We start from the raw sequence: 16684 nt of genomic DNA, 5'->3' as shown, positions 1-16684 counted from the left end.
CTTCACTCGTTCCTGACTCTTCTTGACAAGCGCCGCCTCGAAAGCGCTAATAGAACAAATCAGGAACATATATGCGCGAGTCGTCTCCTCAACTCGCCGGGCTGCGCCAACGCATCGCCCGGCTTGCCGCCACTGGTGGCCCCGAAAGCCGCCCAGTCGAAGGTTGGCTGGCGACGGGGCATGACGCGTTCGATGCGGCGATCAGCGGTGGATTGATGATCGGGCGCACGCATGAGTTTTTCGCCGCCGACGCGCTCGACGCGACCAGCGCCGCGGCCTTCGCCGCGCTGCTCGCGCTGCGCACGCCCGGCAAGGCGCCGCTCTTGTGGCTGCGTACCGTCGATGCCGGACGCCGCACCGGCCATATCTATGCCCCTGGCATTGCCGAACTCGGCGGCGATCCTGACCGGCTGCTGTTGATCGAGACCGCCGATCTCAAAATGCTGCTCGCCTGCGCCAATGATGCCGTGCGCTGTGCGGGATCGGCGGCGGTGATTGTCGAAAGCTGGGGGAAATTCCCCCTGCTTGATCTCACCGCGGGCCGCCGCCTGACGCTCGGCGCGCGCGATGCGGGGACGACGCTGCTGATGCTGCGTCTGAATGCCGCGCCGACGCCGAGCGTCGCCGAAACGCGCTGGAACATCGTCGCCGCACCGTCGCGCGAGCTCGAAGCCGACGCTCCCGGCGCCCCCGCCTTCGACCTCGAACTGCTGCGCTGGCGCGGCGGCCCTGCCGGAACCCACTGGCGACTCGATTGGGATAAAGATGAGCAAGCTTTCAGGGACGCGGCGCTATCTGGCGCTGTTCTTCCCGTGGCTGCCCGCCGAGCGGTTCACCCGCTCGGTGCCGAAGCCGCCTGACCTCCCCCTCGTCTTTGCCGAGAAGCAGCGCGGTGCGCTGCGCCTCGCAAGCGTCGATGCCCGCGCGCAGGCGCTCGGGCTTCGCGTCGGCATGCCGCTCGCCGACGCGCGGGCGCAGGTGCCCGACCTTGCCATCGTGGCGCACGATCCCGTTCTCGATCATGCCTGGCTCGACCGGCTCGCCCAAGGCTGTTCGCGCTACACCCCGCTCGTCGCGCTCGATGCCCCCGACGGGCTGATCCTCGACATCACCGGCTGTACCCATTTGTTCGATGGCGAGGCAGGATTGATCGACGATGTCGATAGGCGCCTGACCCGGCTCGGCATGACGTTGCGCCATGCGCTTGGCCCCACCGCCGACGCCGCCCGCGCCCTCGCGCGTTATCAGACACGCCCCGCCCCTGACGAGGCCACCGCGATCCGCCGCCTGCCCGTCGCTGCGCTCGAACTCGACAGCGAGGCGGCGACCGCGCTCGTCCGCGCCGGGCTCAAGACGATCGGCGACCTCGCGGCGCGCCCAATGGCGAATATCGCCGCGCGGTTCGGCGCCGACGCCGCGACCGCGCTGCGCCGCCTGCTCGGCGACGCGCCCAGTCCGCTCGATCCACGCATCGCTCCGCCGCCGGTGGTCGCCGAACGCCGCTTTGCCGAACCCGTCGCCAGCACCCCCCCACGCCACCCAGATCCTCGCCGAACTGGTCGGCGAAGCGATCTTGGACCTTGGCGGGCGCGGCAAAGGCGGGCGCCATTTTCGCGCCACCTTTTTTCGCAGCGATGGTCTGGCGCGCAGCATCGCGGTCGAGACCGGTCATCCCACGCGCGACAGCGGCCTCGTCATGCGCCTGTTCGCCGAACGGATGGATGCTTTGCGCGATCCGCTCGATCCCGGCTTCGGCTTCGACATGATGCGCCTCGCGGTGCCGCGCCTCGAAGCGCTTGCCGCGACCCAGCTCAAACTCGAAGGCGGGGAGGTACGCACCGCCGCGATCACTGAACTGGTCGATCGGCTGGCAACCCGGATCGGCCGCGGCGGGGTGCGAAAACTCATCGCCGCCGACACCTATATCCCCGAACAGGCGCAGCTCGCTTTGCCCGCGATCGACCCACCGCCGCCCACCCCTTGGCCCGTCCCCGAACCCGGCGAGCCGCCGCTGCGCCCCTTCTATCTCTTCGATCCGCCGCAGGTGATCGAAGTGATCGCCGAGGTTCCCGACGGCCCGCCGCACCGTTTCCGCTGGCGCCGCGCTACCCACGCGATCCGCCGCTATGAGGGGCCGGAACGGATCGCGAGCGAATGGTGGCGGCGCAAGGACAATGCCGGGCTGACCCGCGACTATTACCGCGTCGAGGACGACCGCGGCCGCCGTTACTGGCTGTTTCGCCACGGGCTGTACGACGAAAAGCCTGATCCACGCTGGTATATCCACGGGCTGTTCGCATGAGTGACGCGCCCGAAACCGGCTTCGCCGAACTGGTCGCCGCGACCAATTACAGCTTCCTGCGCGGCGCCTCGCATCCCGCCGAGATGGTCGCCGCAGCGATCAACCTCGGCATGTCCGGCATCGGAATCGCCGACCGAAACAGTGTCGCGGGGGTCGTGCGGGCATGGGCGTTTCTGAAAGAACTGCAGGTCAAGCAGCCTGAAACCGTCGCGAATTTCCGCCTGGTCGTCGGCGCGCGTCTCGCCTTCGCCGACCGCACCCCCGACATCGTCGTCTATCCGACGACGCGCCAAGGTTGGGCCCGGCTGACCCGGCTACTCTCGGTCGGCAACCTGCGGGCGCAGAAAGGCGACTGCATTCTCCATCTGCAGGACCTGCTCGCTGATTGCGACGACCTGTTATTGATCGCGATGAACGGTGATGAAGACCTGCTTCGCACACTCAAGCTGGCGCGGCCAAAATCGGTCTGGCTGGCGGCAACCATGTCGCGATCAGGAGCCGATGCACGGCGGCTGGTCGAACTCGAGCGATTGTCCGCAGCCACAGGCGTCCCGTTGCTCGCGACGAACGACGCGCTTTATGCGAGCATCGCACAGCGCCCTTTGCACGACATCATCACCAGCATCCGCGAAGGCACGACAGTCCAGAAAGCGGGCAAACTGCTTAGCGCCAATGGCGAGCGGCATTTAAAAGGGCCTGCTGAAATGGGGCGTCTTTTCAAGCATCATCTCAAGGCAATCAACGAAAGCACAAAGCTGCTCGCGCGCATCGTATTCTGCCTTGAAGACCTGCAATATGAATATCCGCACGAGCCGGTACCGCCGGGCTGGAAACCCTTCGCCTATCTGCATCATCTGGTGAAGACGGCGGCCGAGGCGCGTTACGGCACACCGCTTCCCCCCAAGGTTAGGAAGCTCGTCGGCAACGAACTGCGCCTGATCCGAAGGCGAAAATACGTCTATTATTTCCTGACCGTCCATGACCTCGTCCGCTTCGCTCGCGCACAGGAACCGCCGATCCTGTGTCAGGGGCGCGGGTCGGCGGCCAATTCGATCGTCTGCTTTCTACTGGGTGTGACTTCGGTCGATCCGATCGAGCATAAGCTGCTTTTTTCACGCTTCGTATCCGCCGAGCGCGATGAGCCCCCCGACATTGATGTCGATTTCGAACATGAACGGCGCGAAGAGGTAATCCAATATATCTATGGCCGCTATGGCCGCGACCGCGCCGCCATTGCTGCGACTGTCATCCATTACCGGCCTCGCAGCACGATCCGAGAGGTCGGCAAGGCGCTGGGCTTCAGCGAAGATGTCACCGCGCGACTCGCCGATACCAGCTGGGGGAGCTGGGGTGATGAGGTGCCGGTCGAACGGCTGATCGAAGCAGGGCTCAATCCGCACAATGGCGAGATCGAGCGACTACATCGCTTTGTCGGCGAATTGCTGAAAGCCCCGCGCCACCTGTCGCAGCATGTTGGCGGCTTCGTGCTGACGCAGGGACGGCTCGACGAACTGGTGCCGATCCATAACGCCGCGATGGAGGGCCGCACCTTCATCGAATGGGACAAGGACGATATCGACGCACTGAAATTGATGAAGGTCGATGTGCTCGCGCTCGGCATGCTGACCTGCATCCGCAAATGCTTCGACCTGATGCGGACCCATGGGCTGGGCGACCGGACGCTGGAACTCGAAATCGATGCCAAGGACCCGGCGGTTTACGACATGCTGTGCAAGGGCGACAGCATCGGCGTCTTTCAAGTCGAAAGCCGCGCCCAGATCAACATGCTGCCGCGGCTGCGACCCCGCGTTTTTTACGATCTGGTCGTGCAGGTCGCGATCGTTCGGCCCGGCCCGATCGAGGGCGACATGGTGCATCCTTATCTGCGCCGCCGAAACAAGGAGGAGAAGGTCGAATATCCTTCGCCCGCTCCGCATTATCCTCAAGATGAATTATTCGAGGTTCTGGGCGATACGTTCGGCGTGCCGCTGTTCCAGGAGCAGGCGATGAAGCTTGCGATCGTGGCGGCAGGATTCACGCCCGAAGAGGCGAACGAGCTGCGACGGGCGATGGCGACGTTTCGCAACGTCGGTACAATCCAGAGTTTCGGCGAGAAGATGGTCGGCGGCATGGTGCGGCGTGGCTATCAGAAAGACTTCGCCGAACGCTGCTTCAAACAGATCGAAGGGTTCGGCAGCTATGGCTTTCCTGAAAGCCACGCCCAATCCTTTGCGCGGCTCGTCTATGTCTCGTCGTGGATCAAGCATTACCACCCCGCCGTCTTCACCTGCGGTCTGCTCAATTCACAGCCAATGGGTTTTTATGCCCCCGCACAGCTGGTGCGCGATGCGCAGGAGCATGGGGTCAAGGTGCGCGAAGTCGACGTCAACGCGAGCGATTGGAACAACAGTCTCGAACCGCGCGCCGACGGCAGCCTCGCGCTGCGGCTTGGATTGCGGCAGGTCGACGGGTTTCGCGAGGCGTGGGCGGCGCAAATCGTCGCGGCACGGGTCACGCCCTTCGCCAGCGTCGAGGAACTCGCCCGCCGCGCCGACCTGCCCGCGCGCGCGCTGCGGCTGTTGGCCGAGGCGGATGCTTGCCGCTCGATGGGGCTCGATCGCCGCCCCGCGCTGTGGGATGCGCGGCGCGTCCGGCAGGGGGTGTTGCCGCTATTCGGGGCGGCCGAGGCCAATGAGTTGGGCGCCGAGGAAGATGCACAGTTGCCTCCCACCCCGCTCGTCGAACATGTCCTCACCGATTATCAGACGACGCGGATGTCGCTGAAGGGCCATCCGATGGCGTTTCTGCGCCCGGCGTTCGCGGCCGAAGCTGTGCTGAGTGCCACCGAAGTCACGGCGGCAAAGAACGGTTCGATCGTCCGCACCGCGGGCGTCGTGCTGATCCGTCAGCGCCCGGGCAAGGGCAATGCGATCTTTATCACGCTCGAGGACGAGGGCGGGGTCGTCAACATCCTGCTGTGGGCACGCCATTTCGAACGCTATCGCCGCGCGGTCATGGCGTCACGGCTGATGCTGGCCGAGGGCGAGGTCCAGCGCAGCAAGGAAGGCGTCATCCACCTGATGGCGACGCGAATCATCGACCGGACGGCGATGCTCGATACGCTGGGCGACGGGCGCGAAATACGCCCCGACCTCTGCCGCGCCGACGAGGTCGCGCATCCGCAGGCGCCGCGCGGTTATGCGGCGAAGCACGGCCATCCGCGCGATGTCCGCATCCTGCCAAAATCGCGGGATTTTCATTGATGCGATTTGTTTTCCGACTGACGCCGGAAGCGTCACCGGCCCGCTCCTTCGCAAAAACGATGATGCCCCGGCTGTGGGGGCCGGGGCATCGGATCAGGCTATCTAAGGGACCAACCAAATATAGCCTGAAAGTGGTGAGGCGAGCTGCTTAGCGGAGCAGGTTCATCACGCCCTGCTGGCTCTGGTTCGCCTGAGCGAGCATCGCGGTCGATGCCTGCGCCAGGATCCCGGCAGCCGCCAGCTTCGTCGATTCAGCCGAAAAGTCGGTGTCTTCGATGCGCGACTTCGAGTCTGCCAGATTAACGACGCTCGACGTCAAATTGTCGACAGTCACTTCGAGACGGTTCTGCTGCGCACCCAGGTTGGCGCGTTCGGTAGCAACCGTCTGGATTGCGGTGTCGAGCGTTTCGAGCGCAGCCGACGCATCAGCCGGATCCGAGAAGTCGAGCCCGTCGACGCCCAGCGTTGCCGCCGTCAGGTCGGCAATCGTGATATCCACGGTTTCGGCGTCGTTCAGGCCGGTCTGGATCTTGAACACGCCGTCGGCGTCAGCACCACCGGTGCCGTCGAGCAGGTTGTTCTTGTTAAAGGTGGTGCGGCCCGTGATGTCGCCGATCTGCGAAATCAGCGCCGTGACTTCGGTCTGGATCGCGGTACGATCGTCGTCGCCCAGCGTACCGGTCGTGGCCTGAAGCGCCAGGTCACGCATGCGGATCAGGATGTTCGAGATGCTGCCCGCGGCGCTTTCCGCCGTCTGCGCCAGCGAAATACCGTCGTTGGCGTTGCGAATTGCCACGTTCAGACCGCGTGCACTGGCGTCCATACGCGTTGCAATGGCGAGGCCGGCGGCGTCGTCCTTGGCGCTGTTGATGCGCTTGCCGCTCGACAGGCGTTCCATCGCCTGCGACTGCATGTTGTTGGCAACACGCGAGCTATTCTGGGCGCGAAGCGCGCTCACGTTGGTGTTGATGACAGTCATAATGTTCCTTTCCGGCCTCGATGGCCATTCCCGTTATGTGAGGGCTCGAGGAGCGGTCACGAAAGCAGTAACGGCAGGCAGCGGGGGCGCTTAAGCCCACCCCGTCAAAAAAATGCCGAAGGTTGTCCACGGCGACTGGCGTGATAATTCAAGCAATTGAAAAACATCGATTAAATCTTTTGGCATGGCCTTTGCATTGTTCTTTGCGTGTGGCGCACCGCTGCACACAGGACGGATGGAAAGCAATGAGCACGATTGACCCGAGCCGACTGCTGCAGATGCGCAGTTCGATCCTCAATCAGAACCAGGCGCTGCAACGCGCCGCCGGCCGCGGCGGCATTGGCGGCGCCGAGGGCGGCGTCGAAGGCGCTGGCGGAACCCCCGATTTCGGCGCCGCGATCAACAATGCGCTGCAACAGGTCAACGCCCAGCAGTCCAAGGCGAGCGAGATCACCGAAGCCTATGAGCGCGGCGACACCCACGACATCGTCAGCGTGATGATCGAACGCCAGAAAGCCTCGCTCGGCTTTGAAACCACGTTGCAGGTGCGCAACAAGCTGCTGTCCGCGTATCGCGACATCATGAACATGCCGGTTTAACCCATGGCCGACACCCAGATCCTCGCCCCCGTCCCCAACGCTTTGCCCGTCCCGGCATTCGGCAACCGGCTCGCGCCGCTAACCGGCTTCCTCCGCCAGCCCGCGGTACAGCGCGCGCTGCCCGCCATTGCCATGTCGGCGGCGGTCGGCATCGCCGCGCTCGCCTATTTCACGATGCAGTCGGCGCCCCAGGCGCAGCTGTTCGCCGGCCTCGACGACATGGACAAGTCGGCGGTCGCCGACGCGCTGCAGACACAGGGTATCGCCCACAGCATCGACGCGAGCACCGGCGCGCTGACCGTCGATGCCGACAAATTGCACCAGGCGCGCATCGCGCTCGCCGGCCAAGGCCTGCCCAAGGCACAGCCGAGCGGGGACAGCCTGATCGCCTCGCTTCCGATGGGGTCAAGCCGCGCGATCGAGGGTCAGACGCTCCGTTCCGCGCGCGAAGCCGACCTGTCGCGCACGATCGAAACGATCGATGCAGTCAAAAGCGCCCGCGTCCATATCGCCGCCGCCGAACCCAGCCTGTTCGTCCGCGACGACAAGCCGTCCACCGCGTCGGTGATGCTGACGCTGCAGAACGGCCGCTCGCTGAGCGACGGTCAGGTGCAGGCGATCCGCTTCCTCGTTGCCTCTTCGGTTCCCGGCATGACCGCCGATCAGGTGTCGGTCATCGACCAGCGCGGTGCGCTGCTGTCGGATACCGCATCGGGCAGCGACATGAAGGCGTTCCAGTTGCAGGTGCAGGTCGAGGACCGCTTCCGCCGCGCGCTCGACACTTTGCTTGGCCCGATGCTCGGCGCCGGCAATTATAGCGTCGAGGTCCACGCCGACGTCGACATGTCCGAAAGCCAGGCCACGCGCGAAAGCTTTCCCAAAGACGATCGCGCGATGACCAGCGAGCAGATCACCCGCACGGTCAGCGGCGCAGGCGACGCGCCCGCCGTCGGCATCCCCGGCGCGCTGTCGAACCAGCCACCGCAGGCGACGACGGTCACCGCCAACGCGCCGCAACCGACGCCAACCGCTACCCCGACACCCAGCACTGAAAGCAATGAAAACGCCGCGCGCGCCTTTGAAGTCGGCCGCGAGATCTCGGTCACCCACCAGCCGCAAGGCCAGCTCCGCCGCGTCTCGGTCGCCGTCGCGCTCAATCAGGGCAAAAAGGCGCTGACCCAGGCCGACATGACCAAGATCGACAGCCTGGTCAAAGGCGCGATCGGTTTTGATGCAACCCGCGGCGATCAGGTGGCGATCAGCCAGCGCCCCTTCGTGCAGGTCGAGGCCGAGGAACCCGCGTTTTACGATCAGGGCTGGTTCCTGCCGCTGATCAAGCAGGTCGGGGCCATCTTCGCCGCGCTGCTCGCCTTTTTGTTCATTGGTCGTCCGCTGATCCGCGCCGCCAAGGCGCGCGCCGCTGAACGCGCCGAACGCAATGCCGCGCTGGAGGAAACATTGCTCGCTGCGACCGACGGGCGCCCCGCGCTCGCCAGCCCCGCAGCAGGCCGCGAAATCACGCTCGAAATGATCGAACAGGCGCCGAGCTATGAAACGCGCGCCAACCTGGTCCGCGCCTTTGTCCACCAGGATTCGGCGCGCGCCGCGCTCGTCGTCCGCCAGCTGATGCAGGAGGGCGCGCGTGCCTGATACCGCCGAAACCATGGCGCCGTCCGCCAAACCCGCCATCGAGGGATCGGCCGCTGCCGCAATCCTGCTGATGCTGCTCGACGAAAGCGAAGCCGCAACGATCCTGACCCATCTGGCTCCCGACGAAGTGCGCCAGCTGGCCAAGGCGATGTTCGACACCGCCAACGCCAGCGAACAACAGATCGGACAGGCGCTCGACCGTTTCGTCGTGCGCAGCCGCGACGTCAGCGCGCTCGCCATCGGCGCCGACGTCCGCATCCGCACCGTCATCAACCAGGCGGTGGGCAATGTGCGCGCCGACAATATCCTCGCCGCCGTCGCGCCGCAGCGCAGCGCCGCCTCGCTCGAAATCCTCCGCTGGATGGACGTCGACGCGATCAGCGGCCTGCTGGCCCAGGAACATCCGCAGGTCGGCGCGCTGATCCTGTCGGTGCTCGTCCCTGACGTCGCGGCGCGCGCGATCGAAACCCTCGATGAGATCCTGCAGGCCGATCTCGTGCTGCGTGCTGCGCAGCTGACCTCGGTCCCCGCCGCGGCGATCGAAGATCTCGAATCGGTGCTCGCCAGCGCCAATGTCGATGGCCAGCGCGTCGCCAAACAAACGATTGGCGGCCCGAGCGATGTCGCCAAGATCATGAAGAAGATGCCGAAGTCGCTCAGCGAACGCACGATCCGCGCGCTCAAAAAGACCGACAAGCTGCTCGCGCAGGCGATCGAGGAAGAAATGTTCATTTTCGAGAACCTCCGCGACCTCGACAAAAAGAGCCTTGGTGCGGTGCTGCGCTCGGTCGATGCAGCGCAGCTCGCGGTCGCGCTCAAGGGCACCGACGAAGAGATGGTCGATCTATGCCTCGCCACCATGTCGCAGCGTGCCTCGGAAACGATCCGCGACGAAATGACCGAAATGACGATGGTCAAGCGCGCCGACGTCGATGACGCACAAAAGAGCATCATGACGATCGTGCGCCAGATGGCGGCATCGGGCGAAATTATGATCGCGGGCGGGGGCGACGACTATGTCTGATCGCGCCACCGAAACCGGCTTTGCCACTGTGACGCTGGCCACAGCCATGGCGCGCAACAGCGACTTTCGTCCTTTGTCTTTTGGTGGCAACGCGCGTGCGACGCAGGCCGTCGGCGGCAGCGCCGCCGATCTCGATCTCGACGACCCCTTTGCCCGCGGCCTCGCCGAAGGCCAGCGCGTCGCCGAAGCCGCTTACGTCGCTGAACGCCACCAGTTGCTCGCCCTGCTCGCCGGCGCCGAAGCGTTGCAGGACGAACCGAGCGAAGAACTGGCGCAGCTGATCGCGCGCACCGTCGAACGGCTGGTGCATCAGATCGTCGCCGACGCCCCGATCGACGCCGCATGGCTTCAGGCGCAAGCGGCCACCGCCGCCGCGCTCGTCGCCGACGCCGACAAGGCGCGCACCCTGTGGGTTCACCCCGACGATGCCGTACTGCTCGCCGATTGCGCGCTGCCGCTGGCGCTCGCCAGCGACCCGGCGATGATGCGCGGCACCGTCCGCATCGAAACCTCGACCGGCTGGATCGAACATGGCCGCGCCGTCTATCTCGACGAACTGTGCGTGGCGCTCGGCGAAGGGGCGTCGACATGACGCGCCGCCTCGCCCTCTCCGCTCAGCAACTGCTCGATCCGATCGACCTGACCAATGCCAGCCCGCGCCGCATCGGCACCCTCGTTTCGCACGAGGGTATCATGCTCGAAGTGTCGGGTTTCCCGCAGCCGCTGGGCAGCAATGTCCGCATCAAGTCGGCGAACAACGACTATGTCTATGGCGAGGTCGTCGGCTTTCGCGGTCATCGCAGCCTCGTCCTGCCATTCGACACCAACATGCCGCTGGTCACCGGCGCGCCGGTTGAACCGCATGGCGCCAGTTCGATGGTTGCGGTCGGCAAGACCCTGCTCGGCCGCATCATGGATGCGCAGGGCAATCCGCTCGACGGCCGCCCGCCGATCAAGTCGCAGTTCCAGTGGCCACTCGCCGGGCGCAAGGTCAATCCGCTGCGCCGCGGCCGCGTCACCCATCCGCTCAACATGGGGGTGCGCGCGATCAACGCGTTGCTCACCGTCGGCGAAGGCCAGCGCGTCGCGATCATCGCGGGCTCGGGTGTCGGCAAATCGGTCCTGATGGGCCAGATGATCGCTGGCACCGAATGCGACGTCATCGTCGTCGGCCTGATCGGCGAACGCAGCCGCGAAGTCAGCGATTTCGTCGAGACCAAACTCCCCCCCGAAGTCCGCAAGAAGGCGGTCGTCGTCGCGGTTCCCGCCGACCATCCGCCGCTGCTGCGCCTGCGCGCCGCGATGCGCGCCACCGCGATCGCCGAGGCGTTTCGCGCCGATGGCAAGAAAGTCCTGCTGCTGATCGACAGCCTGACCCGCGTCGCACATGCGCAGCGCGAGATCGGACTGACGCTGGGCGAGCCGCCGACGATGAAGGGCTATCCGCCGTCGGTGTTCGCGCTGATCCCGTCCTTGTGCGAACGCGCCGGCATCGACCGCGAAACCGGCGGGTCGATCACCGCGCTCTACACCGTGCTTGCCGATGGCGGGGACATCGACGACCCCGTCGTCGACAGCGCCCGCGCCATTGTCGACGGGCATATCATCCTGTCGCGCCAGCTTGCCGAACAGGGCGTCTATCCCGCGATCGACGTCGCGCGGTCGCTGTCGCGCACAATGGTCGATTCGGTCGATCCCGAGCATGCCGCCGCTGCTGCGCGCTTTCGCCAGCTGTGGTCCGCCTATGAAGAAAACCGCGATCTGATGCTGATGGGCGCTTATGTCGCCGGCGGCGATCCGGTGCTCGACACCGCCATCGCCTGCCACGCCGACCAGCTCGCGTTCGTGACCCAGCCCGCCAAGGCACAGGTCGATTACGATATTTCCCGCCAGACCCTGATTGAAGGATATTCCGCATGACCGCCCGTACCGCACGCCGCAAACGTATCATCCGCGTGCGCACCGTCGAGCATCAGATGGCCGAGGCCAATCTGGCGCGGGCCAATGGCGAACTTGCCAGCCTGGTCGAGCTGGCCCGGCGCCTCGAAACGCTGCGCGTCGATTTGGCAATGGCCAAGGGCGCGGTTGCCGGCCGCGCACTCAACACGATCGGCGAGCTCGCGATGCGGCTCGACCTCGCACAGGAAAATCTGACCGCACCGCTGGTCAACGCCAGCGCGCGCCGTGACCAGGCCGGGGTGCTCGCGCAAAGCGCGATGGCCAAGGAAGAATCGGCGGTCCGCCTGTATGAACGCAGCCGCAAATCGGCCGAAGCCGAAGCCGAACGGCGCAGCGACGCCAACCGCCCGCACCGCGTGCGCGGCGGCATGCGCCTGCGCCTGATCGAAGGCGGCGCGGCATGATGGGCGCGGCCTCCCTGCCCAACCCGCAGGCGTCGATGCCCGCTGGCTTTGCGGCGTTCCTGAGCACAATCGGCCAGACGCCGACGGGCGGCGGCGAAGACGGCGGTTTCGAGCAGCTGCTCGCCGCCATTCCGGCGGTCGATGCCTCGGCGGCCAAGGCCGCGCCGGTGACGCCGGTTGCAGTCGTGACGTCGACCTCAGCCATTCCCGCTGCGGGCGAAGTCGTCGCCGCAGATGTCATCGTCGAAGCGCCGGTTGCGAACGCCAAGACCGCTGCGCCCAAAACCAACCCCGACATGGTCGCCGCGTCGGCGGCAAAATTGCTGATCGAATTGAACGGCAGCGCGGCCAAGCCCGCAACGAAATCGCTCAAGGCAGTTGAAAACGAGGTCGAGGCCGACGGCACAGCGACAGCTGAAAACGGTACGATAGCCGTCAAGCCCGCCGAAACGGTCGCGACGCCCGAAGCGCCCGCCGCAGCAGCAAGCCCGGTTCCCGCAGCGGCGCTGCCCATCGCCGCAGCGCCTGTCGCCGCTGCAGCGGTTGCTGCGGTCGTTGGCAAGCCCGTCAAGGCAAACGACACCACCAAACTTCCGACCGGCGAGGCGGCGCCGACCGCTGAGGCCGTCGCCACCGCGCCGACCACCGATAAACCGCGCAGCGTCGAAGCAAAGGTCGCCACGCCCGACATCCAAACAGCGGTTGTAGCGCCCGCAGCGGCCAAGCCGCGCGCCGCGCCGCAGCCTGGCCCCGCTTTCACCGGCACCGAACCGGTCGCCGCCAAGCCCGCCGACGCCGCGCCGCCGATGACGATCCAGTTCATCCAGCCGCTGACGACGGCCGCCGCGATGCTGGCCAACACCGCTGCGCCGGTCACCATCGCCGAACGCGTCCTCGACCTTGCCAGCGATGGCGCGTGGATCGATCAGCTCGTGCACGACATCGCCGCGACCAAATCGGACAGCGGTGACATCAGCTTTCGCCTGATGCCGCGCCACCTAGGCCGTCTCGACGTCGCGATGCTGATGGGCGACGAAGGGGTCTCCCTGAAACTCGACACTCAGCATGAAGCGACCGCGACGATCGTCACCGCCGCGCAGGTCCGCCTCGTCGAAGAGCTGCGCCAACAGGGCGTCCGCGTCGCGGGCAGCGAAGTCACCTGTACCCCCGGCGACACCAGCCGCCAGTCACAAGGTCAGGGCCGCGCCGCCGCGCAGGACGTCAGCCACCTGATCGAAACCGTTACCGAGCGCGCCAAGGCGCGCGATCCCGAAGAGGCCGCCGACCGCCGCGGCCGCTTCGCCTGACCACAAAGGGTATCATAATGACCAAGGATAAAGCCGAAGCCGCGCCCAAACCGAAGGGCAAGTTCAAGAAACTATTGTTCATCGGCGTCGGTGCGCTCGTGCTGATTGGCGCGGGCGCCGGCGCGGGCATCTATTTCGGCGCGCTGTCCGCGCACGAAGCCAAGCCTGAGGATCATTATCCCAAGCTGGTCGTGCGCAGCGTCGGGGACGAAGCCCCCGCCGCCGAAGGCGAAGACAAGGAACCGGCGCTCAAGGTTGGGACCGTGGCGGTACCCAACGACAAGTTCAAAATCGACCCGCGCAAATATGACGTCACTTATTATCCGATCACCGATGCGTTCACGACGAACCTCGCCGACGGGTCGGGCTTTTTGCAGGCAGGTATCAGCCTTTCGACCTTTTATGACGGCAAGGTTATCAATAATATCAAACGCCAGGCGGTGCCGATCCGTTCGGTCGTCCTTATGGTCCTGGCCGAACAGGATCCGGCGCTGCTCTCGACATCGCAGGGGAAACAACGACTGCAGCGGCAATTGACCGGTGCAATCAACGATGTGCTGCGTGAGAAGGAAGGCTTTGGTGGTATCGATAATGTCTATTTCACGAGCCTGGTGATCCAGTGACCGTTCGCGAAAAATCCGTCAAAGCCGTGCAGCCGCCCGCCGCCCCGACCACCGAGGCGGTTGACGCCAAGGCGTCGCTGTTGCTGCGCAAGGCCGAAGGCAGTTACGCCTTTCCGGCGCTCGACAGCGTCGCCATCCAATTTGCCCGCAGCTTGCGCGATCTGATCCGGGCGCTGGGCGTTCCGACCGTTCAGGTCGAGCGCGCGGGCGCCGAACAGATCAGCTTTGCCGAGTGGAGCGCCGCCGCCGCCCCGGCGATCTTCTGGCGCTATCACGCACCGCCGCTCAAGGGTCCGGTGCTGCTTGCAGCGCCGCGGCAATTGCTGCTCCAGCTCGTCGACATTTTCTATGGCGGCAAAGGCGCGCTTGCTGCCGAGCGCGAAGAGCTGACCGATGCCGAAGAGCGGTTCGCGGCACGGCTGGGCCGCGACATGGGGCTGCAACTCGCCGCCGCATGGGGCGACAAGCTGGCCATGGAGCCCGAGCTCGACTGCGTCACCGGCGATTCTGCGAAACTCGCCGCGGTGCGCGCCGACGACGAATTGTTGGTCCAGCGCTTCATCCTGCGCGGGGCGCCGTTCGAAGGCCGCACGATCGTCTGCGCCTATCCGCTCGCCGCGCTGCGCGGCGTCGCGGGGGCCGAGCCCGCGCCCGAAATGCCCGGCGCCGCCAACCCGGTGTGGGCCGGCGCGCTCAACAAGGCGCTGCGCGACGTGCGTCTGCCCGTCCGGTCGGTGCTGGCACGCCCCGAAATCAGCCTCGTCAAACTGCTCGCTCTCGAGGTTGGCGACATCATTCCGCTCGGCATGCCGCGCCATGTGCCGGTGACGGTCGCGGGCCGCAGCTTTGCGGTCGGCAGCATCGGCGAAGCCAATGGCAACGCCGCCATCATGATCGAACATATCGAAAAAGGACCCAACCATGACTGATCTCAGCGACGCCCCGACGGCGCCCCGTACCGATCGCCGCGACAACAAGAATATCGCTGCCGCGCCCAATTTCGACCTGCTCGCCGGCGTCTCGCTGCGCGTGTCGGTCGAGGTCGGATCGACCTCGATGACGCTCGCCGAGCTGCTGGCAATCGACGAGGGCAGCGTGATCGAACTCGACCGCGCCGCGACCGATCTGCTCGATATCTATGCCAATGGCACATTGATCGCAAAGGGCGAGATCGTCAGCGTCGATGGCCGCTATGGCATCCAGGTCGCCGAAGTCGTCGCCCCGGCGCGCGGCCTCGAAGGCTTTGAGCGGAGAGGCTGATGTTCGAATATGTCCTCCGCCTGCTCATCCTGCTGCCGCTGATCGGCGGCATGGCGTGGGGCAGCCTGTGGCTGTGGAAGCGCGTCCAGATGGGCGTACCGCTCGTCGGTGGCGGCGCGAAAACGCGCGCGGTCGAAATGGTCGACGTGCTGCCGCTCGGCCCCGGTTCCAAGCTCGCGGTGGTTGAATTCGCCGGACAGCGGATCCTGGTCGCGGTCTCGCGCAACGGCATTACGCGGATTGCCGACGACAGCCAAGGCGACTTCCATGCGGATTGATCGCAAAACCTGCCTGCGCGGTGCGGCGCTGATCGGCGGCCTCACGCTGCTGATTGCGGCGCCGACCGCCTATGCGCAGGCCACCGACGGGCTCAGCCGCGCGGTGAACGAGATCGGCGGCGATGGCCGTCCGCTCAGCCTCTCGCTACAAATCCTCGTCCTGATGAGCCTGTTGACGGTGCTCCCGTCGCTGCTGCTGATGATGACCAGCTTCACGCGCATCATCATCGTCCTGTCGATCCTGCGCCACGCGCTCGGGCTGCAACAGACCCCGCCGAACCAGGTGCTGGTGGGCCTCAGCCTGTTCCTGTCTCTGTTCGTGATGCAGCCGGTGATCAGCGAAGTGAACCGCGTCGCCATTGAGCCCTATGGTCAGGAACAGATCGACATCGGCGAAGCCGTCTCTCGGTCAGGCACCGCGCTGCACGGATTCATGATGACCCAGACGCGCAAGACCGACCTGATGATGTTTGCCAAAATCGCCAAGGCGCCGACCTATGCGAGCCCCAAGGATGTGCCCTTTTCGATCCTGCTGCCGGCCTTTGTGACCAGCGAGCTCAAGACCGCGTTCCAGATCGGTTTCCTCATATTTCTGCCTTTCCTCGTCATCGATCTCATCGTCGCCTCGGCGCTGATGTCGCTCGGCATGATGATGTTGTCGCCGACGATCATCTCGATGCCGTTCAAGCTGCTGCTGTTCGTTCTTGTCGATGGCTGGGCGCTGACGATGGGTTCGCTCGCCGCCTCATTCGGGACTTAAGGCTGTGGAAACCGATTATTTTGTCGGCATGGCGCAGCAATCGCTGTGGATCCTTGCGCTCGCTTCGGCGCCGCTGCTGCTGCCGGTGCTCGTCATCGGGGTGCTGCTCGGCATGGTTCAGGCGGCGACGTCGATCAATGAACAGACGTTGACCTTTGTCCCCAAGCTGATCGTCGCGGCCATCTGTCTCGCTATATTCGGCGGCAGCATCCTGGTGCTGCTGACCGATTTTACCCGCGACATTTTCGCCCAGATTCCCAGCCTGGTGAAGTGATC

The 16684-nt window shown here is 65.4% G+C and carries 16 protein-coding genes and 1 pseudogene; 16 read left to right on the top strand and 1 reads right to left on the bottom strand.

Annotated elements, in window-relative coordinates:
• Positions 1–71: 71 nt before the first annotated feature.
• The 3 genes and pseudogenes from ACQY6T_RS14610 (at position 72) to ACQY6T_RS14600 (ending at position 5565) form a co-directional block, all read left to right on the top strand.
• Positions 72–860: an ImuA family protein gene (locus tag ACQY6T_RS14610; protein ID WP_428631856.1), complete on the top strand. Its 789-nt coding sequence runs from the start codon at positions 72–74 to the stop codon at positions 858–860.
• Positions 766–2302, top strand: a pseudogene (locus ACQY6T_RS14605) (Y-family DNA polymerase). The gene ACQY6T_RS14610 and the pseudogene ACQY6T_RS14605 overlap by 95 nt, the downstream one beginning before the upstream one ends.
• The gene (locus ACQY6T_RS14600; protein WP_428631853.1) at positions 2299–5565 is read left to right on the top strand and encodes an error-prone DNA polymerase; all 3267 of its coding nucleotides are present in this window, start codon (positions 2299–2301) and stop codon (positions 5563–5565) included. The pseudogene ACQY6T_RS14605 and the gene ACQY6T_RS14600 overlap by 4 nt, the downstream one beginning before the upstream one ends.
• Before the next feature lie 148 nt (positions 5566–5713).
• Here the strand turns inward: ACQY6T_RS14600 and ACQY6T_RS14595 are convergent, their stop codons facing one another.
• Positions 5714–6544, bottom strand: a complete 831-nt coding sequence (locus tag ACQY6T_RS14595; protein WP_428631852.1) for a flagellin — start codon at positions 6542–6544, stop codon at positions 5714–5716.
• 245 nt (positions 6545–6789) lie between these two features.
• Between ACQY6T_RS14595 and fliE the strand changes: the two genes are divergently transcribed.
• The 13 genes from fliE to ACQY6T_RS14530 are packed head-to-tail and all read left to right on the top strand — an operon-like array spanning position 6790 to position 16682.
• Entirely contained in the window at positions 6790–7143 is a 354-nt protein-coding gene (gene fliE / locus ACQY6T_RS14590) for a flagellar hook-basal body complex protein FliE (protein WP_428631850.1), read from the top strand.
• Between the two features lie 3 nt (positions 7144–7146).
• A complete protein-coding gene (fliF, locus tag ACQY6T_RS14585; RefSeq protein ID WP_428631847.1) occupies positions 7147–8793 on the top strand; it encodes a flagellar basal-body MS-ring/collar protein FliF in 1647 nt (548 codons plus the stop codon).
• Positions 8786–9817: a flagellar motor switch protein FliG gene (gene fliG / locus ACQY6T_RS14580; protein WP_428631845.1), complete on the top strand. Its 1032-nt coding sequence runs from the start codon at positions 8786–8788 to the stop codon at positions 9815–9817. The genes fliF and fliG overlap by 8 nt, the downstream gene beginning before the upstream one ends.
• The gene (locus ACQY6T_RS14575; protein WP_428631843.1) at positions 9810–10409 is read left to right on the top strand and encodes a FliH/SctL family protein; all 600 of its coding nucleotides are present in this window, start codon (positions 9810–9812) and stop codon (positions 10407–10409) included. The genes fliG and ACQY6T_RS14575 overlap by 8 nt, the downstream gene beginning before the upstream one ends.
• Complete coding sequence (locus ACQY6T_RS14570) at positions 10406–11737, top strand: FliI/YscN family ATPase (protein WP_428631840.1); 1332 nt, start codon at positions 10406–10408, stop codon at positions 11735–11737. The genes ACQY6T_RS14575 and ACQY6T_RS14570 overlap by 4 nt, the downstream gene beginning before the upstream one ends.
• Positions 11734–12180, top strand: coding sequence for a hypothetical protein (locus ACQY6T_RS14565; protein WP_428631839.1), 447 nt, complete (start codon positions 11734–11736; stop codon positions 12178–12180). Before ACQY6T_RS14570 ends, ACQY6T_RS14565 begins: the two co-directional genes overlap by 4 nt.
• Positions 12177–13487, top strand: a complete 1311-nt coding sequence (locus ACQY6T_RS14560; protein WP_428631837.1) for a flagellar hook-length control protein FliK — start codon at positions 12177–12179, stop codon at positions 13485–13487. Before ACQY6T_RS14565 ends, ACQY6T_RS14560 begins: the two co-directional genes overlap by 4 nt.
• 17 nt (positions 13488–13504) lie before the next feature.
• Positions 13505–14110, top strand: a complete 606-nt coding sequence (locus tag ACQY6T_RS14555; RefSeq protein ID WP_428631835.1) for a flagellar basal body-associated FliL family protein — start codon at positions 13505–13507, stop codon at positions 14108–14110.
• Positions 14107–15039: a FliM/FliN family flagellar motor switch protein gene (locus ACQY6T_RS14550; RefSeq protein ID WP_428631833.1), complete on the top strand. Its 933-nt coding sequence runs from the start codon at positions 14107–14109 to the stop codon at positions 15037–15039. Before ACQY6T_RS14555 ends, ACQY6T_RS14550 begins: the two co-directional genes overlap by 4 nt.
• Positions 15032–15370, top strand: coding sequence for a flagellar motor switch protein FliN (gene fliN / locus ACQY6T_RS14545; protein WP_428631831.1), 339 nt, complete (start codon positions 15032–15034; stop codon positions 15368–15370). Before ACQY6T_RS14550 ends, fliN begins: the two co-directional genes overlap by 8 nt.
• Positions 15370–15648, top strand: coding sequence for a flagellar biosynthetic protein FliO (locus ACQY6T_RS14540; RefSeq protein WP_428631829.1), 279 nt, complete (start codon positions 15370–15372; stop codon positions 15646–15648). Before fliN ends, ACQY6T_RS14540 begins: the two co-directional genes overlap by 1 nt.
• Positions 15638–16408: a flagellar type III secretion system pore protein FliP gene (fliP, locus tag ACQY6T_RS14535; RefSeq protein ID WP_428631828.1), complete on the top strand. Its 771-nt coding sequence runs from the start codon at positions 15638–15640 to the stop codon at positions 16406–16408. Before ACQY6T_RS14540 ends, fliP begins: the two co-directional genes overlap by 11 nt.
• 28 nt (positions 16409–16436) lie before the next feature.
• Positions 16437–16682: a flagellar biosynthetic protein FliQ gene (locus tag ACQY6T_RS14530; RefSeq protein ID WP_428632670.1), complete on the top strand. Its 246-nt coding sequence runs from the start codon at positions 16437–16439 to the stop codon at positions 16680–16682.
• The last annotated feature ends 2 nt before the right edge of the window (positions 16683–16684 follow it).

The sequence above is a fragment of the Sphingopyxis sp. genome, from assembly GCF_965279725.1.
In the GTDB taxonomy this organism is placed as follows: Bacteria; Pseudomonadota; Alphaproteobacteria; order Sphingomonadales; family Sphingomonadaceae; genus Sphingopyxis.
The sequence above is the reverse complement of the archived record's forward strand: the minus strand, read 5'-3'. Positions and strand labels throughout refer to the sequence as shown.